Origin of the sequence: Pseudoalteromonas sp. T1lg65 (genome assembly GCF_051930985.1) — a bacterium.
GTDB lineage: Bacteria > Pseudomonadota > Gammaproteobacteria > Enterobacterales > Alteromonadaceae > Pseudoalteromonas.
Genome location: NZ_CP196837.1, coordinates 3,041,587 through 3,067,395 on the forward strand (window position 1 = coordinate 3,041,587; position 25,809 = coordinate 3,067,395).

Sequence of the window (25,809 nt, forward strand, 5' to 3'; positions counted from 1 at the left end):
AAATACTATTCCTGCTCAATACCTAATGTTTGCTTGAGTTGCACTAACTTATCTGTGTCGCCTTCTCGCGCAGCTTGTTGGATTGCCCGCGTTGGAGCATGAGTTAAGCGATTACTCAGCTTATTTGCTAATTCTGTTATGACTTTTTCAGCGTCTTTGCCCGATTGTAGCTGATTTAATGCCTTATCTACGAGTTCATTTTTTATTTCTTGTGCTGACTCGCGATACTGCTTGATCACATCAACCGATTCTAGCGAGCGCTGCCAAAGTGCAAATTCTTTGGTTTTTTCATCGATAATCGTTTGCGCTTGCTTGGCTGCCTGTTCGCGGCTTGCCATATTTTCGTTGACAATGGCTTGCAAATCATCGACCGAGTAAAGGTAGGCGGCATCTAACTCTGACACCTGACTTTCAATGTCCCTAGGTACGGCAATATCAATAAACAGCATTGGCTTGTGACGACGTTTCTTCAGCGCCTGTTCCACAACTCCCTTACCTATGATGGGTAAAGTGCTTGCCGTTGAGCTGATCACGATGTCAGCCTCAGGCAGAGTATCTGGCAATTGTGCTAGCGAAATCACCTCACCATTGACTTCTTCAGCTAGGCTCTTTGCTCTCTCTATCGTACGATTTGCAACGGTGATGGATTTCGGTTGGTGCTGATACATATGTCTGGCGACTAATTCTATGGTTTCTCCTGCGCCAACCAGCAACACGCGCGTTTTATCCAATTGACCATAAATATGTTTGGCGAGATTCACCGCTGCGTAAGCGACTGAGACCGCACTTGCACCAATATCGGTTTCTGTACGTACTTGCTTTGCCACTGAAAAGGTATGTTGAAACAAACGCTCAAAAGTAGGCTTCACCCCTTGATGTTGTTTTGCAGTGCTATAGGCCTGTTTTATTTGCCCCAATATTTGCGGCTCACCCAATACTAATGAATCAAGGCCACAGGCAACTCGCATCAAGTGATTTACCGCATCTTGATTAAGGTGCACGTAAACGTTGTCTGCTAACTGATGCTGATCGATGTCATGGAATTGTGCCAACCACTGGAGTAACACTTGGGGATCTGAAGACTCAAGGATACAATAGAGCTCGGTACGATTGCAGGTAGACACTATCACCGACTCTTTGAACTGCCCAGAGCAGTGGAGTTGATGCAATGCCTCCGTAAGCTGTTCTGGAGAAAACGCAACTTTTTCGCGCAACTCAACAGATGCCGTTTTGTGATTAATACCAAGTGCGATGATGGTCATAGATGCCAGTGTTGCTTAAGCCATGCTTGAAAGCTGACAATTTTACCAAAAATCAATCGAATATGGAAAGGAAGGAAAAGCCATTGAAACAACTTCATTTGATTTTACTCATGTTTTTATTATTTTTAGCTGGTTGTGCTCAACGTTTACCGGAACCAAAACTAGAACAAAACTGGAAAACAGCGCTACAACAAAAACGTCATTGGCAGGCTCGTGGTAAATTGGCTTTTATCGCCCCTGACAACCGACAATCTGCAAACTTTAACTGGGATTTAGCCGATAACAAGCAACATCTTATTCTTACCAGCTTTATTGGCACTCGAGTATTTGAACTCGAAGAATTTGAACGACATTCGACGCTCACCGTAGAAGAAAAAAGTCATACCGGTAAAGATAGCAGTGACCTGATTAAACGTCTTACTGGCTTATCATTGCCTGTAGAGCAGGCACCACTTTGGTTAACTGCTACTATTTCAAATGACAGTGACGTTTATGACGACTTAGGTAGACTCGTGTCGAGCGAATGGCAAAGTCCATCAGGTCGCTTGTGGCAAATCCAATACCAACGATTTTCGCAACAAGATGGTATGTGGTTGCCGTCTCGGATGAAGTTGCAGTCCGCTGACATTGAAGTCAAAGTTCAGATCTCAAATTGGCAGTTTTAAATGAACAAACTCACGCTTACCGCGCCAGCAAAATTAAACTTGTTTTTGCATATCAATGGTCGTCGATCAGATGGTTACCATGAACTAGAAACTTTATTTACACTGCTCGACTTCGGCGATGAACTGAGTTTTGAGCTAACAACCGAGCAAGAAATTACGCTCTGTGGAGATACCGCGAACATTCCTACTGAGGATAATTTGATTTATCGCGCAGCAAAACTGCTCACTCCTCACAAAAAAAGCGCACATGGTGTCATTATTCATATCAAAAAAAATCTTCCTATGGGTGGCGGTGTGGGAGGTGGTTCATCCGATGCAGCAACCACCTTATTGGCACTCAATAAGCTATGGCAATGCAATCTGACTATTCAAGAATTAGCAACACTTGGGCTTTCTCTCGGTGCAGATGTGCCGGTGTTTATTGAGGGGAAAACCGCGCTTGCACAGGGTGTTGGTGAACATTTGACTCCCATTGAGATTGCCCAAAAATGGTATCTTGTGGTCGCACCAAACGTCCATGTTAGTACAGCTGCAATTTTCACTCATCCCGATTTACCACGCGATACCGCCAAGCTTGAATCGGGCTGGCAACTCAAAAATACACGCAACGACTGTCAAACTCTTGTCAAAAAGCTTTACCCCGAGGTTGAAAATACCCTCAGCTGGTTGCTAAAATATGCACCATCCAAGATGACTGGTACTGGAGCTTGTTGTTTCGCGGAATTTGAAAATCGCGAGGCAGCGCTGCGTGTGCTCGAAAAACTCCCATCATCTTGGCAGGGTTTTGTTGCCCGAAATACAAGTGTTTCAGTTTGTCACCAACAACTAAACACTTGGCAAATGTAGAAGTATATTGTTTAAGTTAGCTTGTTTTGACTCTGTCATTTCGTGGTCATTGCATGTTAGTCCAAAAATTCAGTGCCTGAGGAACCCTACCGTGCCCGACATGAAGCTCTTCGCTGGTAACGCAACACCTGAGTTAGCTCAAAAAGTTGCAAAACGTTTATTTATTGAGTTAGGTGATGCCGTTGTTGGCCGTTTTAGTGACGGTGAAATTAGCGTTCAGATCAACGAGAATGTTCGTGGTTCAGATGTTTTTATCATCCAATCAACTTGTGCCCCAACTAACGATAACCTAATGGAGCTTATCGTCATGGTTGATGCGCTACGTCGTGCGTCAGCTGGCCGTATTACGGCAGTAATTCCATATTTTGGCTATGCACGCCAAGACCGTCGAGTGCGCTCGGCTCGTGTACCAATCACTGCGAAAGTTGTCGCTGATTTCTTATCTAGTGTCGGTGTTGACCGTGTTCTTACCGTTGACCTTCACGCAGAGCAAATCCAAGGTTTCTTCGACGTGCCAGTCGATAACGTATTTGGTAGTCCAGTACTTATCGAAGACATGAAAGAACGTAAGTTTGAAGATGTTGTTGTAGTTTCTCCTGATATCGGTGGTGTTGTACGTGCTCGCGCAATTGCAAAACTACTTGATGACAAGGACTTAGCAATTATCGACAAACGCCGTCCGCAAGCTAACGTATCACAGGTGATGCATATTATCGGTGATGTGGCTGGTCGTGACTGTATTATCGTTGACGATATGATCGACACCGGTGGTACATTATGTAAAGCTGCGGCCGCACTGAAAGAACATGGTGCGAAACGTGTATTTGCTTATGCGACTCACCCAGTGCTTTCGGGTAATGCTGCTGAAAACTTACGTAACTCAGTAATTGACGAGGTGGTTGTAACCGACTCAATTCCGCTTTCTGACGAATTAAAAGCGCTTGATAACATCAAGGTACTCACGCTTGCAGATATGATGGCTGAAACCATCCGCCGTATTAGCAACGAAGAATCGATCTCGGCGATGTTTCAACACTAATTAGACAATACCTATGTCTATCAAAAAGCATCCCCGGATGCTTTTTTTGTTTTTATAGTTTCCTAAGTGGTGAGTTAGTGTTATATTGGCGCGCCTTTTTTGGACAGAGTGCTTGGTCGCGAGCATTCTGCATATTAACTTAAATTATTTGGAGACATCCATGTCTGACTACAAACTAGACGCTGAATTACGTTCTGACCTAGGTTCGGGTGCGAGCCGCCGCCTACGTCGTGCTGACAAAGTTCCTGCAATCCTTTACGGTGCTGGTAAAGAAGCTGTTGCTCTTACGCTTGATCACAACAAAGTAATCAAAGCTCAAGAAGACGAAGGCTTTTACACTCACATCCTAACTCTAAACGTTGGTGGTGATGCAGTTGAAGCTATTCTTAAAGACATCCAGCGTCACCCATATAAGCCAAAGATCACTCACTTGGATTTCCAACGTGTTGATGCTAGCCAGAAGATCCACACTAAAGTTCCTGTTCACTTCATTAATGAAGAGAAAGCAGCTAAAGGCGGCAACACGATTGTTCACCAAATGACTGAAATCGAAATCACTTGTCTTCCAGCGAACCTTCCTGAGTTCATCGAGGTTGACGTAGCAAATGTTGCTGCAGGTGAAACGCTTCACTTAACTGACGTTAAACTTCCTGCTGGTGTTGTTTCTGTTGAACTTGCAAAAGGCGCAGACCACGACCAAGCAGTTGTTTCAGTAAATGCTCCTAAAGCAGCTCCTGCTGAAGAGTCTGCTGAAGACGCGGCTGAGTAATTATTAAGGTGTTAGCACCTTGAATAATATTCAAATGCTGGTGGGCCTGGCGAATCCAGGCCCCGAATACGCAAACACTCGTCATAACGCTGGCGCATGGTTTATTGAAGAACTAGCCAGACGCTACAACTGCCTCCTAAAACCTGATGCTAAACACCACGGCCTTTCAGGCAAAGTGTTGATCAATAACCAAGAGTTCAAGCTGCTTATTCCAACCACCTACATGAATTTGAGTGGTAAGTCAGTATCTAGCCTTGCTAATTTTTTCAAAATTCCCGTTGAAAGCATTCTCGTCGCACACGATGAAATGGACTTAGAACCAGGCATCGCCAAGCTAAAAAAAGGCGGTGGTCATGGTGGCCATAACGGTCTAAAAGACATCATTGCAAAAATGGGAAATAACAAAGATTTCATGCGCTTGAGAATTGGAATTGGTCATCCTGGTCATAAAGACAAAGTAACAGGTTGGGTGTTAGGAAAAGCACCAGCAGTCGACCAAGATAAAATCGATGCTGCCGTAGATGAAGCAGTAAGATGTATGGAAATACTCGCAAAAGACGGTGTGTTAAAAGCACAAAGTAGACTAAATTCTTTTAAGCCGTAACAGTTCACTGCTGCGATTGACAAAGTTACTAGAGCACTAGATTAGGATTAAACATTATGGGTTTTAAATGTGGCATAGTTGGTTTACCAAACGTTGGTAAATCTACGTTATTTAACGCGTTGACCAAGGCGGGCATTGAAGCCGCTAACTTCCCTTTTTGTACTATTGAGCCAAATACAGGTGTGGTTCCTGTACCAGACACTCGTCTTGACCAATTGGCGGAAATCGTCAATCCACAACGTGTCATTCCAACCTCAATGGAGTTTGTTGATATTGCAGGTCTGGTTAAAGGCGCTTCCAAAGGTGAAGGTTTAGGTAACCAGTTTCTAGCCAATATTCGTGAAACGGATGCTATTGGTCACGTTGTTCGTTGTTTTGAAAACGAAAATATCGTCCACGTTGCCGGTCAAATCGATCCAGCTGAAGATATTGATGTGATTAATACAGAGCTAGTACTGGCAGACATGGACACTGCTGATCGCGCTGTACAACGTAACGCCAAAAAAGCTAAAGGTGGCGACAAAGACGCTAAATTTGAGCTGGTAGTGCTTGAAAAAGTAAAAGCACACTTAGACGAAGGCCTAACACTGCGTTCTTTAGAGCTTGATAAAGAAGAAAAGGCAGCCATCAGCTACCTTAATTTCTTAACAATCAAGCCAACTATGTATATTGCAAATGTCAATGAAGATGGTTTTGAAAATAACCCTTACTTAGATAAGGTGCGTGAAATTGCAGAAGCTGAAGATGCGGTTGTGATCCCCGTATGTGCAGCAATTGAAGCTGAGCTTTCAGAACTAGACGAAGAAGACAAAAAAGAGTTTATGGACGATCTTGGTTTAGATGAACCTGGTCTAAACCGCGTAATCCGTGGTGGTTATGAACTACTGAAATTACAAACCTACTTCACAGCTGGTGTGAAGGAAGTTCGCGCTTGGACGATTCCAGTTGGTGCAACGGCACCACAAGCGGCTGGTAAAATTCACACAGACTTTGAGCGTGGTTTTATTCGTGCTCAGACCATCGGATTTGATGATTACGTTGAATATCGTGGTGAGTCAGGTGCTAAAGAAGCCGGTAAAATGCGTCAAGAAGGTAAAGAATACATCGTTAAAGATGGCGATGTGATGAACTTCCTGTTCAACGTCTAATAAACTTTTTAAGAGGGGGCTTCTGACGCCCCCTTTTTTACTTTATCAGCACCTATCACCACTTTATCTGCCAAAAGTTTGCATTACTAACTAGCTATTTGTTATAAATTCCAACCGTTTCGCTTAATTTATCTGCAAACAAACTGTGCTAGCGGATTTTTTGCAAAAAAGGTGTTGACGGCTTTGGGGCATATACGCATAATACGCCCCGCATCAAAGATGATGAGAAATTAAAGAAGTGGCTATGTAGCTCAGCTGGTTAGAGCACATCACTCATAATGATGGGGTCCCCTGTTCAAATCAGGGCATAGCCACCATGCTTTAATTACTACCAATCTCATTTGATAATGCGAAAACTGCGGGAGTGGCGGAATTGGCTAGAGTCTTTATCTAAGACGCTGGATTTAGGTTCCAAGCAACTTGTGCAAAAAAAATGCGGGAGTGGCGGAATTGGTAGACGCGCTGGATTTAGGTTCCAGTATCTTCGGATGTGAGAGTTCAAGTCTCTCCTTCCGCACCATGTTCTTAAATCGGAACTAAAATGATTTGAGTTTCGTTGGAGTATCGCCAAGCGGTAAGGCAGCGGGTTTTGATCCCGCCATTCCCAGGTTCAAATCCTGGTACTCCAGCCATGGCTATGTAGCTCAGCTGGTTAGAGCACATCACTCATAATGATGGGGTCCCCTGTTCAAATCAGGGCATAGCCACCACTTTCTTGCAGAAGTGACGGGATTGGCAGAGTCTTTATTTTAAGACGCTGGATTTAGGTTCCAAGCAACTTGTGCGAAAATGCGGGAGTGGCGGAATTGGTAGACGCGCTGGATTTAGGTTCCAGTATCTTCGGATGTGAGAGTTCAAGTCTCTCCTTCCGCACCATGTTCTTGAATCAGAACTAAAACGATTTGAAATTATTGCTGGAGTATCGCCAAGCGGTAAGGCAGCGGGTTTTGATCCCGCCATTCCCAGGTTCAAATCCTGGTACTCCAGCCATCTCTTAACTGAGATTACTACCTTGATTGGTTTTCCAGTCTAAATTATGCGGGAGTTTCGGAATTGGCAGAGTCTTTAATTTAGACGCTGGATTTAGGTTCCAAACTACCTCTAAAAATGCGGGAGTGGCGGAATTGGTAGACGCGCTGGATTTAGGTTCCAGTATCTTCGGATGTGAGAGTTCAAGTCTCTCCTTCCGCACCACGTTCTTGAATCAGAACTAAAACGATTTGAAATTATTGCTGGAGTATCGCCTCGTCACGAAGTGAAAGCGGTAAGGCAAACAGAGAGAGGTTTTGATCCCTCACTCATTCCCCCCAGATTCAAGTCCTGGGTCCAGAAAAACGATTTGAAACTATTGCTGGAGTATCGCCAAGCGGTAAGGCAGCGGGTTTTGATCCCGCCATTCCCAGGTTCAAATCCTGGTACTCCAGCCATCTCTTAACTGAGATTACTACCTTGATTGGTTTTCCAATCTAAATTATGCGGGAGTTTCGGAATTGACAGAGTCTTTAATTTAGACGCTGGATTTAGGTTCCAAACTACCTCTAAAAAATGCGGGAGTGGCGGAATTGGTAGACGCGCTGGATTTAGGTTCCAGTATCTTCGGATGTGAGAGTTCAAGTCTCTCCTTCCGCACCATGTTCTTCAAGACAGAACTGAAATAGCTTGAACTTACCTCTATTTTGCTGGAGTATCGCCAGCGGTAAGTTAGATGAGAGTGGTTTTGATATCTCATTGTTTTATCAGGCTCAAACACTGATACGATATAAAGTTTGAACTTACCTCTATATTGCTGGAGTATCGCCAAGCGGTAAGGCAGCGGGTTTTGATCCCGCCATTCCCAGGTTCAAATCCTGGTACTCCAGCCATCTCTTCACTGAGATTACTACCTTGATTGGTTTTCCAATCTAAATTATGCGGAAGTTTCGGAATTGGCAGAGTCTTTAATTTAGACGCTGGATTTAGGTTCCAAACTACCTATAAAAAATGCGGGAGTGGCGGAATTGGTAGACGCGCTGGATTTAGGTTCCAGTATCTTCGGATGTGAGAGTTCAAGTCTCTCCTTCCGCACCATGTTGTTTTTGAAATTCAATATTTCTAATCTTTATCTAAATCATTTCCACCCAAGTTATCTTTTTCTCAATTCTTTTATACCTTTTTTCTCATCGCGCTAGAAGTTTGGCGACATTAACTAATGCCACCCATTGCATGCTTTAGTACTTCCCTTTTTAAAGGTCCGGCCTTATTTGCCACATTAAGCGCAATATTTCGCAACGCTTTCAAAGGCCCTACAGAGTTAGAAAAGCCAAAGTAACAGGCATCCATCATACTCATCATTAGCAAATTATCGGTTCTGCGCTTTTTCTCGTACTTTCTTAGAAGTGAGAGAGAACCGATATCATCTGCATTGTTTAGCACATCAGATAATGCAGCAACATCTTTAAAACCCAGGTTAACGCCCTGCCCTGCCAGTGGATTTATGGTATGTGCTGCATCTCCAACCAGCACCACTCGATTAGCAACATATTGGTTGGCATGTTGTCTAGCAAGTGGAAATACAGCAACCTGCTCAACGTCAAAATCTCCAGGTAACTCAAAAAATGTTTCGATAATTTTCTGTTTAAGTGTTGCGTGGCTCAATCCACTCAACTGCTTTAATTTACTTCCCTCATCGTACCAAATTAGGTTTGCATACGGATATTGCATTGGCAGAAATGCAATCGGGCCATTGGGAGTGAACTGTTGCCAAGTTTTATGCTGTTGCGGTGCATCTAGCTTAATCAGGATACCCATGCAGTGTTGATCATATTGCCATCCCGTGACACCTATCCTGGCAAGTTGCCGTATTTGCGAGCGCCCACCATCAGCGGCAATCAGCAAGTCAGCATTGAATTCATCCTGTTGATACAGTAGCGTCACTCCTTCATCGTCTTGAGTCAAACTTATTGGCTGCCCTTGCGGTGACTTCACTTGAATTTTGAGCTCTGCAAATTGACGCCACAAAGCAGCTTGGATCAAATTGTTTTCAATGATGTGGCCCAAATGTGTACTGTTTACCTCGTCACAATCAAAAATTAATTGCCCAGGCTTATCTTCATAGGCCTCTAGCTGCCTATACTGTGCGTTTCTGGCCGACTTCAGTGATGACATCGCCCCCAGCTCTTCAAGTAACAGCTCTGAAAAACGATTGATAGCGGAGACTCTAATATCGACCTGTTCGCTCTGTAGAATCTGCTCAGCGTCAATCGGTGACGTTTCTATTAAAGTAACCTCGCAACCTTGCTTGGCTAGCTTGACTGCACAAGCCGCCCCAACCATTCCTCCACCTACAATCAGAGCCTTGTTTTTCATTGTGAATTCCTACTAATTCTACCTGCAAGCATTGTAACGCATATCATCTAATATGTTTGCTTGTAATTACAATATTACACCCACCGTTGATCCAGTTTTTGAAAGTTAAAATCTATACTTGGCTAGTTACGGTAGGTCAGATAAAATACGCGTCCTTTAAGCTTGATGATATACATTGCAGCGTCACCTGCACAAGCAAGCTTGTGCTAAAAACCGAGTTGTAAACGAGGCATTATTTAGATGAGTAAAAAACTGCATATTAAAACCTGGGGCTGTCAGATGAATGAGTATGACTCCCAGAAAATGGCGGATCTTTTGGATTCAACAAACGGCTATCAGCTAACCGAGGAAGCTGAGCAAGCCGATGTGATCTTACTCAACACTTGTTCAATTCGCGAAAAAGCACAAGAGAAGGTATTCCATCAATTAGGTCGTTGGAAACTGTTGAAAGATTCTAACCCAGATCTAGTGATTGGTGTTGGCGGCTGTGTTGCTTCTCAAGAAGGTGACACCATTCGCCAACGTGCGCCTTTTGTTGACATTGTTTTTGGACCTCAGACATTGCATCGTCTTCCAGAGATGATCAAACAAGTACAGAATAAAGAAGGTTCTGTGATTGATATCTCTTTTCCAGAAATCGAAAAGTTTGATCGTCTGCCAGAGCCTAAAGCTGAAGGTCCAACCGCTTTTGTTTCGATTATGGAAGGTTGTTCTAAATATTGTACCTTCTGTGTGGTGCCTTATACGCGCGGTGAAGAAGTCAGTCGTCCTTTAGATGACGTAATCTTGGAAGTGGCACAACTCGCTGAGCAGGGTGTTCGCGAAGTGAATCTACTTGGTCAAAACGTGAATGCATATCGTGGGGAAATGCACGATGGCGAAATCTGCTACTTCTCTGATCTACTGAGATACGTCGCAGCAATCGACGGTATTGATCGTATTCGTTATACCACGTCGCACCCAGTTGAATTTACGCCAGATATTATTGAAGCGTATGCTGATGTTCCTGAGCTAGTTGATCACCTTCATCTACCAGTACAAAGTGGCTCTGACCGTATTCTTAACTTAATGAAACGTGGCCATACAGCACTTGAGTACAAGTCGACTATTCGTAAACTACGTAAGATCCGACCAAATTTAAGTATGTCTTCTGACTTTATCATTGGCTTCCCTGGTGAAACCAATGCTGATTTTGAAGCCACGATGAATCTTATCAACGACATCGGTTTTGATATGAGCTTCAGCTTTATTTATTCGGCACGTCCGGGGACGCCAGCGGCTGACTTGCCAGATGATGTGAGTGAGCAAGAAAAGAAAGAGCGTTTGTATATCTTACAGAACCGTATCAATCAGATGTCACAAGACATTAGCCGCAAAATGCACGGTACTGAACAACGTATTTTGGTAGAAGGTCCATCGAAAAAGAATCCAATGGAACTACGCGGCCGCACCGAAAATAACCGCGTGGTAAACTTTGAAGGTCCGCATTCGGTGATCGGTCAGTTCGTTGATGTACGTATTACCGAGGCACTACCAAATTCGCTTCGAGGTGAGTTGATTAGAACTGAAGCAGAAATGAACCTGCGTAAAGACGTCAGTCCTGCAGACATTTTAAATAAAACGCCTAGCGAACCTGAGCTCAATGAGTTAGGTGTAGGTACTTTTACGCCATAGTATGTTAGTGATACGCCAGCACTTGCTGGCGTAACTTTTTATAGGAAGTAATTTTGAGTAGCCAATTAAAAAATATAGAAATTTACTTAGAACCTGCCGACAACCATCGCCTATCTTCTCTCTGTGGCCCGTTCGATGAAAACCTAAAACAAATAGAACGCCGTTTAGGAGTAGAAATTGCACACCGCGATAACTGGTTTAAAGTGACAGGAAAGCCCGTCACTGCAAGTGCTGCTGTCGATATTCTTAAATCTTTATATGTGGATACTCAACCTCTAAAAGGTCAAATTACCGAAATCGAGCCAGACAGGGTTCATTTGGCCATTACTGAAGCAAATTGTTTGGATCAAGACGCTCCGGATGTATGGGAAAAAGAAGTTTATATCAAAACGCGTCGTGGCGTTATCAAACCAAGAAATCCTAATCAAAGCCAATATGTCGCTAATGTACTAACGCACGATATCACCTTTGGTATTGGTCCTGCTGGTACTGGTAAAACCTATCTTGCGGTTGCTGCGGCTGTCGATGCGTTAGAACGCCAAGAAGTAAGACGTATCATGTTAACTCGTCCAGCGGTCGAAGCTGGCGAAAAGCTAGGGTTCTTACCTGGTGACTTAACGCAAAAAATCGACCCCTATTTACGTCCCCTGTATGACGCCTTATTCGAAATGTTAGGTTTTGAGAAAGTAGAGCGCCTTATAGAAAAAAATGTCATTGAGGTAGCGCCTCTTGCTTATATGCGTGGTCGAACGCTTAACGATGCCTTTATTATTTTGGATGAAAGTCAAAATACTACGACTGAGCAAATGAAAATGTTCCTAACTCGTATCGGGTTTAATTCAAAAGCCGTGATTACCGGTGATATCACTCAGGTAGACTTACCTCGCGGCGCTCGCTCAGGGTTAAGGCATGCAATTGAAGTACTTAGCGATGTAGAAGAAATTTCCTTTAACTTCTTTAAGTCACATGACGTAGTAAGGCACCCTGTTGTGGCCAGAATTGTGGAAGCTTATGAGAAAAAAGAGGAAATCGAACGCGCTGAAAAGGCAAAAAAACAACAAGCCAGACAGCAAAAAGACAATTTCGAGGAATAACTGGTGCAATTAACTCTTGATCTACAACTTGCTTGTCACTTTGATCAGATACCCTCTGAAGCCCAGTTCCAACTATGGGCAGAAAAAGCACTCGAACAGTTTCGAGATGATGCAGAACTAACCATTAGAATTGCTGACGAAGATGAAAGTCAGTCTTTAAATAGTCAGTATAGAGGAAAAGACAAACCCACCAACGTTTTGTCTTTTCCTTTTGATGCACCACCGGGTATCGAGTTGCCGTTAATTGGCGATTTGATTATATGTCCCCAGGTTGTTTACAGTGAATCTGTCGAACAAGAAAAAGCGTTCCATGATCACTTTGCACATATGGTCATCCATGGTTGCTTGCATTTGCTTGGCTTTGACCATATAAATGAACAAGACGCGGTCGAAATGGAAACCCTAGAGAAGCAAATATTGGCTACTTTGGATATTGCCGACCCATACAGAGACGAATATTAATTTACGGAGCAATAAAAGCTAATGAGCGACGATAACTCGCAAAGTAGTCAGGGTTCTTCTAGCAAGACCTGGCTGGGACGCATCACACAGATGCTGCAAGGGGAACCCCAAAATAAAGAAGAGCTCGCAGAAGTCATCGCTGATGCACAAGAACGCGCGCTAATCGATCCTGAAACCAAAGACATGATGGAAGGCGTACTCAGCGTTTCTGAGCTAAAGGTACGTGACATCATGATCCCACGGTCACAAATGATAACACTCGATGTGGATGAGTCGCTTGAAGCGCAATTACCAATCATGGTTGATTCATCACACTCACGTTTTCCTGTTATCTGCGAAGACAAAGATCATGTCGAAGGTATTTTACTCGCAAAAGATCTCTTGCCACTCGTACTAAGCAGCGATGAGGCTTTGCCTACCATTCGTGAATACTTACGCCCTGCAGTTGTGGTGCCTGAAAGTAAAAGAGTCGACACGTTGCTCAACGAGTTTCGTCAAAAACGCTACCATATGGCTATCGTTATTGACGAGTACGGTGGTGTATCAGGGTTAGTAACTATTGAAGATATTCTAGAAACCATCGTAGGTGAAATAGAAGATGAGCACGACGATGACGAAGAGCAACAAGATATTCGCCAATTGTCAAAGCACGTTTATACCGTGCAAGCGCTGACTCCACTCGATGAATTTAATGAGTTTTTTAATACCAGTTTTGATACTCAAGAAGCTGACACCATAGGTGGTATTATTCTCCATGCATTTGGGCATATGCCAAGCCGTGGTGAAACCATTGATATAGAACCGCTTCAGTTTAAAGTCACCAATTCTGACAGCCGCAGAATTTTGCAACTTCAGGTAACGATACCTAAAGCTGAACATGCTGAAGACACTAATATCTAAATTTACTCGGCACTTAACGGATTGGCGTGCTTGGCTTGCTTTTATTGCCGGCGGCACGCTAACCCTTGCATACGCTCCTTTCGGCTTTTGGCCACTCGTTTTTATTTGCCTTTATATTGCAATTCAGATTACAGATACCCCACAGTGGAAACGAGCTGCAAGCTATGGATTTTGCTTTGGCTTTGGTTGGTTTGCCGTAGGGATCAGCTGGGTTCATGTCTCTATTGCTGAATTTGGCGGCCTTCCGCTTGCTATTTCATTACTTCTGATGATGCTATTATGCGGGTACTTAGCATTGTACCCCATGCTCGCCTTTATTTTTGCTAGTCGATTTACAGCAATACCTTGGCAAAGAACAATAGCCTTAATAGTAGGTTTTGCCGTAACAGAATGGCTAAGAGGTAAACTGTTAACCGGGTTTCCTTGGCTAAGCTTTGGTTATACGTTAACAGATACCCCCCTCAGTTCGATTGCCCCTTTCATTGGTGAATTTGGCCTAACCCTGTTATGTATTTTATTGCCTACACTCGCCTACTACAGCATTAGAAAACAAGCTTATATTCAGCTCGGGATCTGGGCGTTATTTGTCACCGCTATAACCACTTTGCCGTTATTTAGTAACCCGACAAAACACTCGGAGCAGAGTATTAACGTGTTACTGGTACAAGGGAATATCAAACAAAGCCTGCGTTGGGAACCCGAGTACTTTTGGCCAACCATGAGTAAATATCGAGATTTAACCCGCACACAATGGCAAGACGTCGATTTGGTAGTTTGGCCTGAAGCAGCCATTCCTGAATTTGAAGATATTGCTTACCCTTTTTTACAGGGGCTAGATAAGGCTGCTGTATTCAATAACACGGCTGTTATCACGGGTATTCCAGACTATCAGTTTGATACTAAGCGCGCTTACAATACTTTAATTGTGCTTGGTAAAAAACAAGCTCAAGATACCGAGGGACATTATCAATACCTGCACACTAACCGTTATCAAAAGCACCAGTTGCTGCCAATCGGGGAATTTGTTCCTTTTGAAAAGTGGCTGCGCCCTATTGCGCCACTGTTTAACTTAGAAATGTCTTCCTTTGCGCGAGGCGACCAATTCCAAGCAAACTTAACTGCCAATGGATTACAGATCCTACCTGCGATCTGCTATGAAATCGCCTTTTCTGAATTGGTAAGGGGAAACCTACACGATAACTCAGACATTCTTTTTACCGTTAGTAATGATGCCTGGTTTGGAGATTCTCATGGCCCCCATCAACACATGCAAATAGCAAGAATGCGGGCTATAGAATTGCAACTTCCTTTAATAAGGGTCACCAATAACGGGATCAGTGGCGTTTTCGATCCGATTACTCAAACACAAAGCAGCCTACCGCAGTTCGAGGAAGGCACTCTAAAACAAACAATATCGCTTATCTCAGGAAAGAGCTGGTATGCGATATACGGTAACCAGCCGATTTGGATTATGCTTGCTCTACTTTCGGTTGTTTTATTTGCAAGTAAAGCATTGCCGATGTTCAGACAACGTTTGGAAAGAAATTATCTTTAATTAAATATTGTAATGACCCACTAGTGATGTCGTATTTTTCAATTAGCTCAAGCTAGGCTAACATGTCATTGTTAGGCATGTTCTTAAATGAGAGTTAAAAATGGAAGATATTATTAGCCGCCTATTACTGGCCATAAAAAGTCGTGATGAAAACAAAATACGTAACTTATATCATCACGCTTCATTAGAAGAAAAAGCGAATTGCCTAAAGTTTCTCTATAAAAGCGCCAAAACTAACGACGCTGCCGAGCACTTTTATCAAGATGTCACAGCTTACTGTCTGAAAGATAGTGACTTTCCAGAGAAAGTTCTGCAAGGAATCAATACCTTAGATAAGTTCAGTTTTTTTTGTGCTCCGATGGCATTTGCGGAGCAGCTATGTGTCCAAGATGCTATCGGCAATAACGTTTTACATTATTTGCTCAGCAACACGCCAGCCGAGCAACCTGCTTTCAATTATTTAAGAACACTAATGCACTTTGAAAGTAAAGAGCTACTACAAACGGCATTGTGCGCTCGGAACAATAAACACCTCACTCCTATTGAGTGTTACCTGGCGTATAACCCACCGAAACAGCCTCTGGCGATACAGGAGCTCAGTGCCTTCTTGGCCCTTTGTGAAGTTGAGAATAGATTAAAGACCCCAGAGACCACCAGTAACCTAAAAGCCATCACTAATTTTATGAAAAACCAAGGTGGCTATGACGATTATCAGCGATTTTTAGTCGCCACTTATTATCAAGTAAATAGCGATGATTTATGCCGTTCTTATTAATATAATAAGTTTATCGCAAATTAGACATGTCATCGTAGCAATGAAATGACAACTTCAATTAGCATGCGTTATTAAAGAAGTTAATCGTATCTCACTGCCAATATGCAACCAAAATCAGCTTAACTGCACATCTTCACTGCAAGTAAAAGCCACTGCGCTAGAGGACAAAATAAGCGCCACCAGCGGCTACAATCGCAAGTATTGCTAACCAATAATAAGCTGGCATCGGTTTTTTAATTTCTTCAACAGCCGCCGCTTCACTGGGCGTGCTTGCTTCTTCTGACTTGGCTATGTCTGGCTCAGCAATGGGTTCTGGTTTCGGTTGCTGCACTTGCGGTGCTTCAGCACTTTCTTGATAAGGAGAAACAGCAAACTGCCACTGATACCCTTTTCTAGAAAAGGTTTTAATCGCATCATCACCAAATAAGGCTCGTAAGTGGCCAATATTCTGAAAAACAACCTGATCAGTGACTTTACGATCTGGCCATACTTTTTCCAATATATCGGTTTTGCTGTGGATTGTTTCCGGTTCAGTCAGGAACAAATTCAAAATTTGTGCTGGTTTTTCTTTGATATTTAATTTTTTTTCATCTTTATAAAGTGCCAATGATTGGCTATCAAATAAAAAATCCTTAAAGGCGAATTTCATGTCCTCAGTCCCAAGTCTAGTTTTCGTTCTTCTTTTAGGTAGCAGAAGGTAAGTTTACCCACGCAACAATATTTTCTCTACTCTCATGTTGCATAAATTGAAAGTACATTACACTCCTTAATGCTTTTATGATATTCAAGCTAAGGAGAAATAATCAAGGTATTTCACCGCAACACTCTTAGTTTTAAAGACGGTGAATATTAAAAATACTTAAAATTAGCAAATACTATAACGCAATTATCAGCAAAATACTGTAACAAAACATGATTTTAGAGAATAGAAAAATATAATAGCAAGCATATACTCTAGTCTACGTTCTGAAGCCTGCTTCGGATATCAACATAATCGTTCACTTCTATCTGAAACGCCAATGTTTAAAATTCAACTCATTCCCATGAGCTTTTAACAGTTCCCGTTGTTACACTCCAATGGCCTCTTATCAGACTGTCAAATTTACTGCACCATTACACTGTTATTTTTGACGTCAAACACTGTTTTCTTTTATCTGTTATACACGGCTATTATCCTAGGTTTAGCGCTCCCGAGTTACTTTGTTGCAATACAACCCTCCTTAATTTATATCGAAAAAGTTAATAATTGTAGCGCCTTAAAACATCCTTTCACAGTTCACAACAAGCCTCTTACAGACTCTGACACGGTAGAATAAATAAACTAGTAGCACTTTAAATAACAACCTTGATGGACAACAAAATGAAACTAAAAACGCTATTATCTATCGCTATATTAGCAACAAGTTTTTCTTCTTTAGCTGAGCAAAATGGCGAAACTCATCGCCTAGGCATGCAATTTTCTGGCGGAAGTGCCTCCTATAAAAATTCTAATCAAGACGGTGATGGCGTCGGCCACGTATACGTTTATTATAACTATCACTTTATGCCTGAGTTAGCGCTTGAACTAGGTTACAACAGCGGCGAAGACGTTGATGATTGGAACTGCACAGACGCAAATGATCGCAAGTTTACTTGTACACAGAATGATAAAACGTTGTTCAAGCTAGGCGCCGACCAAGTGGATTTTGATAATTTTGTCGTTGCGGCAAAAGGCTATTATCAAGTCAGTGATAACAGCTATTTATATGGCAAGCTCGGGGCTAACTATTACGATTACGAGATAACTAGAGGCAGCAAAGATATCGTCACAGATAATGGCATTGGCTTTATCGTGGAAGCGGGCTGGCAATATGATTGGGATAGTGGTTGGGCTACCAACATTGGTTATCAATACATGGACATGGGTGATCTAGATATTTCCTCAGTCACGGCTGGTTTCAGCTATCGCTTTTAATAGCTGATTTAAACTCGAGTAAGTGACATGTTACAACACCTCAATTATTGACATTTCTACGTTAAATACGCGTGTAATAAATCACTAACTCAAGTTCAGTAAAAAAAGAGGACATGTTGTCCTCTTTTTACTTAAGCTTTAATTAGCTGTTGCTGCAATACATGCACGCGATCGCGGATCTCTGCGGCTTTTTCAAATTCTAGCTCTTTGGCATACTTCATCATTTGCGCTTCTAAAGTATCAATTTGGGCCACAATCTCTTTTGGATCGGTAGGTAAGGACTGACGAGACGTATGTTTTGCTACCGTGACTTTTGGCTCTGACGCAGACACATCTTCACCTAAATCCATCACATCGGTTATTTTTTTCACTAAGGCGGTAGGGGTAATTCCGTTTTCTTCATTAAATTTACGCTGTTTATCTCTGCGCCTCTGGGTCTCATCTATAGCTTGGCGCATTGAATTTGTTATCCGATCTCCGTAAAGGATCGCCTTACCATGTAAGTGCCTTGCTGCCCGTCCAATGGTTTGTATCAAAGATCTTGTCGAGCGTAAAAAGCCTTCTTTATCTGCATCTAATATTGCTACTAATGATACTTCCGGCATATCGAGGCCTTCTCTTAGTAAATTGATACCGACTAAAACATCAAATACTCCTTTACGAAGATCTCGAATAATTTCCACTCGCTCGACTGTATCGATATCTGAATGTAGGTATCTTACCTTTACATCGTGATCATTGAGGTAATCGGTAAGATCTTCAGCCATTCTCTTAGTTAAAGTTGTCACTAAAACTCGTTCTTGGACAGCAACACGCTGGTAAATTTCAGAGAGTAAATCATCGACTTGGGTGCCGACTGGACGAACCTCAATTTCTGGATCGAGTAATCCGGTAGGTCTAATTACCTGCTCTGCGACATCACCATTGGATCTTTTCATTTCATAATCGCCTGGCGTGGCTGAAACATAAATGGTTTGCGGTGCAATCGCTTCAAACTCTTCAAACTTCAACGGGCGGTTATCAAGCGCTGAAGGGAGTCTAAAGCCATATTCAACTAGGTTTTCTTTACGGCTCCGATCTCCTTTATACATCGCACCGATTTGAGAGACAGTAACATGTGACTCGTCAATAATCATTAGTGCATCATCAGGTAAATAATCCAACAATGTCGGCGGTGGCTCGCCTGGTGCTCGACCTGATAGATATCGACTGTAGTTTTCAATGCCAGAGCAATAGCCCAGTTCGGTCATCATTTCAATATCATATTGTGTTCGCTGTGCAACGCGCTGCTCTTCAACCAAACGATGGTTATCCAATAACTGTTGGCGTCTATCTTTAAGCTCCAACTTGATATTCTCTATTGCGGCTAAGATTTTTTCTCTTGGTGTCACATAGTGAGTTTTCGGATAAATCGTTGCCCTGACAAGGTGTTTTTCCACACTTCCCGTTAACGGATCAAATAAACTGATCCGTTCAATTTCGTCATCAAACATCTCAACTCGCACCGCGACGGAGTCAGATTCTGCAGGAAAAATATCAATCACTTCTCCGCGAACTCGATAGGTACCACGGCTAAAATCCATATCATTACGGGTATATTGCAGCTCTGCTAACTTTCTTAACATGTCTCGTTGATCGATACTCTCACCGACTTTGAGTAGTAACATCATTTTCATGTAAGAGTCAGGATCACCCAAACCATAAATAGCAGAGACTGAAGCCACAATAATGGTATCGCGTCGCTCCAGTAAGGCTTTGGTCGCAGACAAACGCATTTGTTCTATATGTTCGTTGATTGACGCATCTTTTTCGATAAAGGTATCACTGGCGACTACGTAAGCTTCAGGCTGATAATAGTCATAGTAGGAAACAAAGTATTCCACCGCATTGTGAGGAAAGAACTCTTTCATCTCTCCGTATAACTGTGCCGCCAACGTCTTATTGTGAGCCATAATAATAGTTGGCCGATTGAGATTATGAATGATGTTGGCCATGGTGAAAGTTTTACCGGTACCAGTTGCACCCAATAACGTTTGATGCGCAAGGCCAGCCTCTAATCCATCGCATAATTGCCTGATGGCCGTTGGTTGGTCACCACTGGGCAGAAACTCTGAGACCAATTCAAACTTATCTTCCACTATCTTGTCTCCAATGAAGGTATACCGGTAATTTTGTTCAATGCTCGATTAAACCAAGTATAAGCTACGACAGCGGTACACAAGTTACCAATCGCGGCACCAACAAACAACCCAATCAAGCCATACAGCTGTGAGCCTATATATGCAAATGGAACGTAGAATACAAATAAGCGGATCACACTCAACACCAATGCATTCATCGGCTTATGAAGTGCGTTAAATGAGGAGTTGGTCAAAATGATCACTCCTTGAAGGCCATAGGTGAGTGGCAGAATGTAGATAAACACTTTTATGGTATCGACAACCTCAGCCTCGTTGCCAAACGTTGACGCTATTAAATCAGAGCTAAGAAGCAACACCAGATAGATCGCAAGCTGAAACAGTAAAACAAACTGTAGTGTTTTTTTATAAGCCAGCTGCACTCGCTGATAGTTTTGCGCGCCAAAATTTTGGCTGATAAAAGGAGGCAAAGTCATCGACAGAGCTAACACTAACATGCTTGCTATTGACTCAATCCTGCTACCTACACCAAAAGCAGCGACAGCTTCTGGACCAAATCGAGCTATTACAGCAGTGAGCACAGCCATTGCGATGGGCGTCAACATATTCGCACCAGCTGCTGGCAGCCCAATCGTCAGAATTTTCTTCGTTGCATTATAAAAGCTGGTATAGCGGGAACGGAATGAGAGTAAGCGCTTCTTCACAATGAGGAGGTAAAGAATGATTATTACCCCTAAGAACCAAGCAATAAGACTGGCAATTGCAGCTCCTTTAACTCCCATGGCCTCAATTGGACCAAAACCAAAAATTAAAATAGGGTCTAAAATGGCATTTACCAGACCACCAAGGCCCATAATAATGCTCGGCGTTTTGGTATCTCCACTGGCTCGAAGAATGGAATTACCAATCATCGGTGTTATTAAAAAAACGGCACCAAAAAACCAGACAGACATATAGTCATATATGTAAGGCATGACTTCTTGGTTTGCACCCAATAGTGAAAACAACCCATCGATGGATAGTAATCCGATTAGCGATAACAAGGTCACTAAAACTGAGGAAATAATCAGCGCCACGGATGCGTCGAATTTTGCTTCTTCATAGCTCTGGCCACCTAACGCTTTGGCGATCACAGCAGAAGTACCAATTCCAAGGCCAATTGCCAAACTTATTACAGTAAAAGTGACGGGAAAAGTGAAACTCACGGCTGCTAGAGGTGCAGTTCCGAGCATACTAATAAAGAAGGTATCGACCAGATTGAAAGTCATCAAGGTGATCATCCCAAATATCATGGGGACAGTCATACGTTTTAAGGTAGCGCTAATGTCTCCATGCAGAATATCATTACCACTAGGTTCGCTGGCAGCTTGAGTCATAACAACCTATTTCTGATACTTTTGAAGTGCCATTGTATTCGATTCAACGAGTTGAGGCTACGCGTGATCGCTTGAGAAGATAAATAATGCCTATTTGGCTAGAGTCTGTTGATCTTTGCTGTTTGATTTTGGTTCCCCTCAGCGGGCTTTGAGCGCGGCGCTTGATTGGCATTTCTACTTCGTAATCGCCTGACTCACATAGAATCACTATGCTACCTAGACTCTGCCTTGTATAAATGCCAAGCAAACTGCAGCAAAAACCAACTTGAAAGATCAACAGGGCCTACTTATAACGCAGAAATTATGACAAATTTGGCACTCAGTAAGGCAAAGCAGCTTTAGAATAAAAAAAATTACTTTTTGACAAAAAAATTACATAAATCGAGTTGACTGCGGCCACTTTTTGCACATCCATATAGGCAAAAGTTCACAAAACCTTCATATTGGGCAAATAATACGCCGAAAAACACAATTCAATTTAACCCATTGATAAATAAGAAAGTATTTTTTTTGATAAAATAACTTGAAACCGCTGCAACGCCCATATTTCATAGTCTTGCAATACTTCTTAAATATTAATAAACAATGTTATCCACAGATTCCGTGGATAACTCTCTCTAGCCCAATAAAATAAAGCGTTAGCAAGCACCTGATCGGATCAGAAAAGCGCTTTCATAAATGATCCATTCAAAACACCTAACTGGATCAAATTCGTACAATGGTCTAATATTGCCTCTGACAAAACTATCGAACCTATCCCTAGTCCTGAAACAAAAAGCAAGCTATTGATTTTTATGTTATTTTTTAAAACTTCCTAATTTTCATATAATTGTCACTCTTGCGGTACTAGACACCTCACTAAATTGAAGGGATCAAATTTCAGCAATCGATTTTGTAGTAAAGATCCGAAACACTAAACAATAAAGCAAATCAATTGATCATTAGAAAACATACAAAAATAAACCTTTAAGCATAAATTTCAATCAAACCGCTTGAAATTTACAATATCACCAACAAAAACAACTGTATAAATATACACATCCAATAAATTAAGAAAGCAATATCCTTATTGAGAAGTGGCTGCAATTGCCTTAAAAATGATACCAAATACGTAATATAGAACTCTCTGAAACAGCAAAACTGAGTGCTATTAACTCAACGGAAGGTAATATCGAGCATAATTTCATCGTTTAATCTAGTTTTTTACGTTTCTGTGATTTTATTGGTTGACACCTTGCAACGTCGTCATTAATATTTCGCCCCGTTGAGAGATACGCTTCCCCCTTAGCTCAGTTGGTTAGAGCGACGGACTGTTAATCCGCAGGTCCCCCGTTCGAGTCGGGGAGGGGGAGCCACTCTACTCACTATTTGACAATTCCCCCTTAGCTCAGTTGGTTAGAGCGACGGACTGTTAATCCGCAGGTCCCCCGTTCGAGTCGGGGAGGGGGAGCCAAGTCAAATACATTAAGATTGTTCCCCCTTAGCTCAGTTGGTTAGAGCGACGGACTGTTAATCCGCAGGTCCCCCGTTCGAGTCGGGGAGGGGGAGCCATTCAATCTTATCCAAGTTACTGTTCCCCCTTAGCTCAGTTGGTTAGAGCGACGGACTGTTAATCCGCAGGTCCCCCGTTCGAGTCGGGGAGGGGGAGCCAATATCCAGATATTGTTAGACTTTCTGTCTATTTTACACTACCCTACTTGCATCTCGTTTGTACTCGAGCAAATCAATTATGCCCTTGATAACAAGCGCTATTTCGAAGGTTTAAGCGGTTATACTTGCCGAACAATACCCATTGCTTTACATAAACAACTTTTGAACCGAGAATATCCTCGTCAATAACCAAACTGGTATCATGTTGGGTTATGTTGTTTTAAGTTAGTATTGATTGAGCATACAACACACCTGCTTTACTCCTTGAAATAAAGCAAGAATCAAGACGAATTGGTATAATTTGTCACTACTAACCTAAAGATGCGCATTATGGCTGGTTTTAGAAAACTCATTATCTTACAAGCTATTTCATGGTTACTTCTTTCCTTAATAGGCACTTTTTTTATCGCCTCAAGCTTTGATTCTGCCATTAACAAGGCACAACAAAGTGCTCATACTATGGTTTCGGAATACATAAAAGATAAAACACTAAATGAAGTCACTCCCAAACATATTCAGCAAGCGCTTGCACATGGTGACGTATTCGCTATTTTCATAATTCGCGACTTCAACGGCGAAACCGTACTCGCTGTTAACCAGGAAACCGACCTTCCCTTTCTTGCTAACCTGATCGAAACAAGTATTAACGCCATTCGGCCTCAATTTGCAGTCAACACACTGAAAGATATCAAAATTGAGTTTCTAATTAACGCCCAAAGCCAAGCATCATTAATGCAGCAATCATTGCTTCTGTTATTTGTCATATCCGGCTTAGTGGCTTTTATTCCTGTGTTCTTTATTCAAAACGTATATAAAAAGCTCAATCGCAACATTTCTACAACTGTCGCAAACGCCGTCGATAGTTACATTACTCAAGACAAAGGGTTGGGTGGTAGCGAGCTAGAGTTTGATGAAGATAAGATTAAAGAGTTGAGCCATGAACTTGCACCGTCATTTAAACGCTTAGCAAGCTTTTTGCACACCAAGCAAGAAGAAATAAAAAATGCGGCACACTCAATAAAACAGGAAGCCTATAAGGACGTCGTTACCGGACTTGGCAACCGCAATATGTTCGTTGAATATTACGAAAATTACATTGAATCCTCGAATAAAAAAGCTTTTGGCTCTCTGGCAATGATCCGCTGTAGTGAATTGCAAATCATCAATCAAACTCGTGGTTATCAAAAAGGTGATGAATACATTAAGTCCGTGGCGGAAATTGTTAAACACGTAACGGGAACGTATTCAGGTAGCCAAGTGTTCCGCTTAAACAGTTCTGATTTCGCGGTGGTACTCCCTAATGTTCCGAGCAAAGAAGCCGAGCAATTTGGCGAAACACTACAATCAAGATTTACGCAATTTCAGCAAAACCAAGAGCTATCTTCTGTAGCAAATACCGGCATTGTTCCTTACGAAAATGGCAAACCTTTGGGTGAACTCCTTTCTGTCGTCGATACCGCTATGAGTATGGCACAAAGCAAACAAGCGAATGCGTGGCACATGCAGCGCGATTCGGATTTGGTTAATAATGTCAGCGCGAGCTTTGGCAACCAAAACTGGCGTCGCGTTATTCGAGAAGTAATTGAGAGCAAACGCGTTGGTTTGATGATGCAAAATATCATGCCGATTGGTAACAACTCTAAAGCCTATGCGGAAATACAAGCGCGATTTAAAACCGAAGATGGGCAGATGCTGCCAACGGCGTCTTTTCTGGCGATGGCTGAAAAGCTTGAAATGGCAGTTGAAATCGATCAGCTCATCATTAACTCTTCATTGGAGCTGATCAAAACCAGAAACTTCAATGAGAAAATGTTTGGTATCAATGTCACCGCGAGTAGTGCCCACAACGACCAATTTGTGATTTGGTTGGAACGACGATTGCTCAAAGAAGCCAACTTCGCCGGTAAGTTGGTATTTGAAGTCAGCGAATTTGGATTACAACAAAACATCAAAGCCAGTAAACGCTTTATCGACATGGTTCATCGTGTTGGCGCGCGGATCACTGTAGAGCGGTTTGGCGTTGGACTCACCTCGTTTAAATTCTTTAGAGATCTCAAGCCTGATTACATAAAAATGGATGCCAGTTATACACGCGGCTTGGAAGAAGATAAAAATAATCAATACTTTATGAGGTTAATGGTCGACCTTGCTCACCGTATTGGAGTCAATGTGTTTGCGGAAGGTGTTGAGAGCCAAGAAGAAAAACACATTGTAGAAACACTCTGCTTAGATGGCGTCCAAGGCTATTACATAGAAAAGCCTAAAGAAATCTAGTCTATATGGGGGCTAATGCTCCCATATTTAATCGCTGCGCCTTTCCAAACACTCTACTTTATATGTTATCATTGCGCTTATCTGATCTGCGTTAAGCCCCCACTATTAAAGGGGTCTTTAAGAATTTCAACGTTAACCAAGTAGCTCGGTGGCGTACAACTTTAGTTATATGCTTAACCTTTTGTTACCTATCATCTATCGGTGTGAAGTACAGAAGTCTAAAAAACGTGTACCCAATCAGAGCTTACATAAATTAAACATTGCCAAACTTGGTTAAAC

Annotated in this window: 19 protein-coding genes and 15 tRNA genes; 29 read left to right on the forward strand and 5 right to left on the reverse strand. The window is 42.3% G+C overall.

Annotated features, from left to right (window positions below):
- Positions 1-5 precede the first annotated feature (5 nt).
- The gene (gene hemA / locus ACSLBF_RS13425; protein ID WP_440053875.1) at positions 6-1,262 is read right to left on the reverse strand and encodes a glutamyl-tRNA reductase; all 1,257 of its coding nucleotides are present in this window, start codon (positions 1,260-1,262) and stop codon (positions 6-8) included.
- Between the two features lie 83 nt (positions 1,263-1,345).
- Here hemA and lolB point away from each other — a divergent pair, with 83 nt between their 5' ends.
- The 17 genes from lolB (at position 1,346) to ACSLBF_RS13510 (ending at position 8,400) form a co-directional block, all read left to right on the forward strand.
- On the forward strand, positions 1,346-1,927 hold the full coding sequence (gene lolB, locus ACSLBF_RS13430) for a lipoprotein insertase outer membrane protein LolB (RefSeq protein ID WP_440053876.1): 582 nt from the start codon (positions 1,346-1,348) through the stop codon (positions 1,925-1,927).
- Complete coding sequence (gene ispE / locus ACSLBF_RS13435) at positions 1,928-2,773, forward strand: 4-(cytidine 5'-diphospho)-2-C-methyl-D-erythritol kinase (RefSeq protein WP_440053877.1); 846 nt, start codon at positions 1,928-1,930, stop codon at positions 2,771-2,773.
- A gap of 91 nt (positions 2,774-2,864) precedes the next feature.
- Positions 2,865-3,812: a ribose-phosphate pyrophosphokinase gene (locus tag ACSLBF_RS13440; RefSeq protein ID WP_440053878.1), complete on the forward strand. Its 948-nt coding sequence runs from the start codon at positions 2,865-2,867 to the stop codon at positions 3,810-3,812.
- 160 nt (positions 3,813-3,972) lie between these two features.
- Entirely contained in the window at positions 3,973-4,581 is a 609-nt protein-coding gene (locus ACSLBF_RS13445; protein WP_440053879.1) for a 50S ribosomal protein L25/general stress protein Ctc, read from the forward strand.
- A 19-nt stretch (positions 4,582-4,600) separates the two neighbouring features.
- Positions 4,601-5,185 carry an aminoacyl-tRNA hydrolase gene (gene pth / locus ACSLBF_RS13450; RefSeq protein WP_440053880.1) on the forward strand — a complete coding sequence of 195 codons (585 nt, stop codon included), beginning with the start codon at positions 4,601-4,603 and terminating at the stop codon, positions 5,183-5,185.
- Positions 5,186-5,241: 56 nt separating this feature from the next.
- Positions 5,242-6,333, forward strand: coding sequence for a redox-regulated ATPase YchF (gene ychF, locus ACSLBF_RS13455; protein WP_440053881.1), 1,092 nt, complete (start codon positions 5,242-5,244; stop codon positions 6,331-6,333).
- Positions 6,334-6,573: 240 nt separating this feature from the next.
- Positions 6,574-6,650, forward strand: a tRNA-Met gene (locus ACSLBF_RS13460).
- A gap of 118 nt (positions 6,651-6,768) precedes the next feature.
- Positions 6,769-6,853: transfer RNA gene (locus tag ACSLBF_RS13465), tRNA-Leu, on the forward strand.
- Positions 6,854-6,890: 37 nt separating this feature from the next.
- A tRNA-Gln gene (locus tag ACSLBF_RS13470) sits at positions 6,891-6,965 on the forward strand.
- Between the two features lies 1 nt (position 6,966).
- Positions 6,967-7,043 (forward strand) — tRNA-Met (locus ACSLBF_RS13475).
- 81 nt (positions 7,044-7,124) lie between these two features.
- A tRNA-Leu gene (locus ACSLBF_RS13480) sits at positions 7,125-7,209 on the forward strand.
- A 39-nt stretch (positions 7,210-7,248) separates the two neighbouring features.
- Positions 7,249-7,323: transfer RNA gene (locus ACSLBF_RS13485), tRNA-Gln, on the forward strand.
- A gap of 119 nt (positions 7,324-7,442) precedes the next feature.
- Positions 7,443-7,527 (forward strand) — tRNA-Leu (locus tag ACSLBF_RS13490).
- Positions 7,528-7,685: 158 nt separating this feature from the next.
- Positions 7,686-7,760 (forward strand) — tRNA-Gln (locus ACSLBF_RS13495).
- A 120-nt stretch (positions 7,761-7,880) separates the two neighbouring features.
- Positions 7,881-7,965: transfer RNA gene (locus ACSLBF_RS13500), tRNA-Leu, on the forward strand.
- 155 nt (positions 7,966-8,120) lie between these two features.
- Positions 8,121-8,195: transfer RNA gene (locus tag ACSLBF_RS13505), tRNA-Gln, on the forward strand.
- Positions 8,196-8,315: 120 nt separating this feature from the next.
- A tRNA-Leu gene (locus ACSLBF_RS13510) sits at positions 8,316-8,400 on the forward strand.
- Between the two features lie 114 nt (positions 8,401-8,514).
- Here the strand turns inward: ACSLBF_RS13510 and ACSLBF_RS13515 are convergent.
- On the reverse strand, positions 8,515-9,678 hold the full coding sequence (locus ACSLBF_RS13515; RefSeq protein WP_440053882.1) for an FAD-dependent oxidoreductase: 1,164 nt from the start codon (positions 9,676-9,678) through the stop codon (positions 8,515-8,517).
- 240 nt (positions 9,679-9,918) lie between these two features.
- Between ACSLBF_RS13515 and miaB the strand changes: the two genes are divergently transcribed.
- The 6 genes from miaB to ACSLBF_RS13545 all read left to right on the forward strand — a co-directional run bounded on the left by miaB (position 9,919) and on the right by ACSLBF_RS13545 (position 16,138).
- Positions 9,919-11,352: a tRNA (N6-isopentenyl adenosine(37)-C2)-methylthiotransferase MiaB gene (miaB, locus tag ACSLBF_RS13520; protein ID WP_440053883.1), complete on the forward strand. Its 1,434-nt coding sequence runs from the start codon at positions 9,919-9,921 to the stop codon at positions 11,350-11,352.
- A gap of 53 nt (positions 11,353-11,405) precedes the next feature.
- The gene (locus tag ACSLBF_RS13525; RefSeq protein ID WP_440053884.1) at positions 11,406-12,446 is read left to right on the forward strand and encodes a PhoH family protein; all 1,041 of its coding nucleotides are present in this window, start codon (positions 11,406-11,408) and stop codon (positions 12,444-12,446) included.
- A gap of 3 nt (positions 12,447-12,449) precedes the next feature.
- Entirely contained in the window at positions 12,450-12,908 is a 459-nt protein-coding gene (ybeY, locus tag ACSLBF_RS13530) for an rRNA maturation RNase YbeY (RefSeq protein WP_440053885.1), read from the forward strand.
- A gap of 21 nt (positions 12,909-12,929) precedes the next feature.
- On the forward strand, positions 12,930-13,808 hold the full coding sequence (gene corC, locus ACSLBF_RS13535) for a CNNM family magnesium/cobalt transport protein CorC (protein ID WP_440053886.1): 879 nt from the start codon (positions 12,930-12,932) through the stop codon (positions 13,806-13,808).
- Entirely contained in the window at positions 13,786-15,363 is a 1,578-nt protein-coding gene (lnt, locus tag ACSLBF_RS13540) for an apolipoprotein N-acyltransferase (protein ID WP_440053887.1), read from the forward strand. Before corC ends, lnt begins: the two co-directional genes overlap by 23 nt.
- A 100-nt stretch (positions 15,364-15,463) precedes the next feature.
- Positions 15,464-16,138, forward strand: a complete 675-nt coding sequence (locus tag ACSLBF_RS13545) for a hypothetical protein (protein WP_440053888.1) — start codon at positions 15,464-15,466, stop codon at positions 16,136-16,138.
- 157 nt (positions 16,139-16,295) lie between these two features.
- Here the strand turns inward: ACSLBF_RS13545 and ACSLBF_RS13550 are convergent, their stop codons facing one another.
- Entirely contained in the window at positions 16,296-16,787 is a 492-nt protein-coding gene (locus ACSLBF_RS13550) for a winged helix-turn-helix domain-containing protein (protein WP_440053889.1), read from the reverse strand.
- Between the two features lie 711 nt (positions 16,788-17,498).
- Here ACSLBF_RS13550 and ACSLBF_RS13555 point away from each other — a divergent pair.
- On the forward strand, positions 17,499-18,092 hold the full coding sequence (locus ACSLBF_RS13555; RefSeq protein ID WP_440053890.1) for a porin family protein: 594 nt from the start codon (positions 17,499-17,501) through the stop codon (positions 18,090-18,092).
- Between the two features lie 131 nt (positions 18,093-18,223).
- Here the strand turns inward: ACSLBF_RS13555 and uvrB are convergent, their stop codons facing one another.
- Together uvrB and ACSLBF_RS13565 are read right to left on the reverse strand one after the other, a co-directional pair.
- Positions 18,224-20,230 (reverse strand): excinuclease ABC subunit UvrB, encoded by a 2,007-nt coding sequence (gene uvrB, locus ACSLBF_RS13560; protein WP_440053891.1) that lies wholly within the window; start codon positions 20,228-20,230, stop codon positions 18,224-18,226.
- The gene (locus ACSLBF_RS13565; RefSeq protein ID WP_440053892.1) at positions 20,230-21,606 is read right to left on the reverse strand and encodes an MATE family efflux transporter; all 1,377 of its coding nucleotides are present in this window, start codon (positions 21,604-21,606) and stop codon (positions 20,230-20,232) included. Before ACSLBF_RS13565 ends, uvrB begins: the two co-directional genes overlap by 1 nt.
- A gap of 1,278 nt (positions 21,607-22,884) precedes the next feature.
- On the opposite strand from ACSLBF_RS13565, the gene ACSLBF_RS13570 reads away from it, so the two are divergent.
- The 5 genes from ACSLBF_RS13570 to ACSLBF_RS13590 all read left to right on the forward strand — a co-directional run bounded on the left by ACSLBF_RS13570 (position 22,885) and on the right by ACSLBF_RS13590 (position 25,530).
- Positions 22,885-22,961 (forward strand) — tRNA-Asn (locus ACSLBF_RS13570).
- Positions 22,962-22,982: 21 nt separating this feature from the next.
- Positions 22,983-23,059: transfer RNA gene (locus tag ACSLBF_RS13575), tRNA-Asn, on the forward strand.
- Positions 23,060-23,080: 21 nt separating this feature from the next.
- Positions 23,081-23,157: transfer RNA gene (locus ACSLBF_RS13580), tRNA-Asn, on the forward strand.
- 23 nt (positions 23,158-23,180) lie between these two features.
- Positions 23,181-23,257, forward strand: a tRNA-Asn gene (locus tag ACSLBF_RS13585).
- A gap of 329 nt (positions 23,258-23,586) precedes the next feature.
- A complete protein-coding gene (locus ACSLBF_RS13590; RefSeq protein WP_440053893.1) occupies positions 23,587-25,530 on the forward strand; it encodes an EAL domain-containing protein in 1,944 nt (647 codons plus the stop codon).
- Positions 25,531-25,809 lie beyond the last annotated feature (279 nt).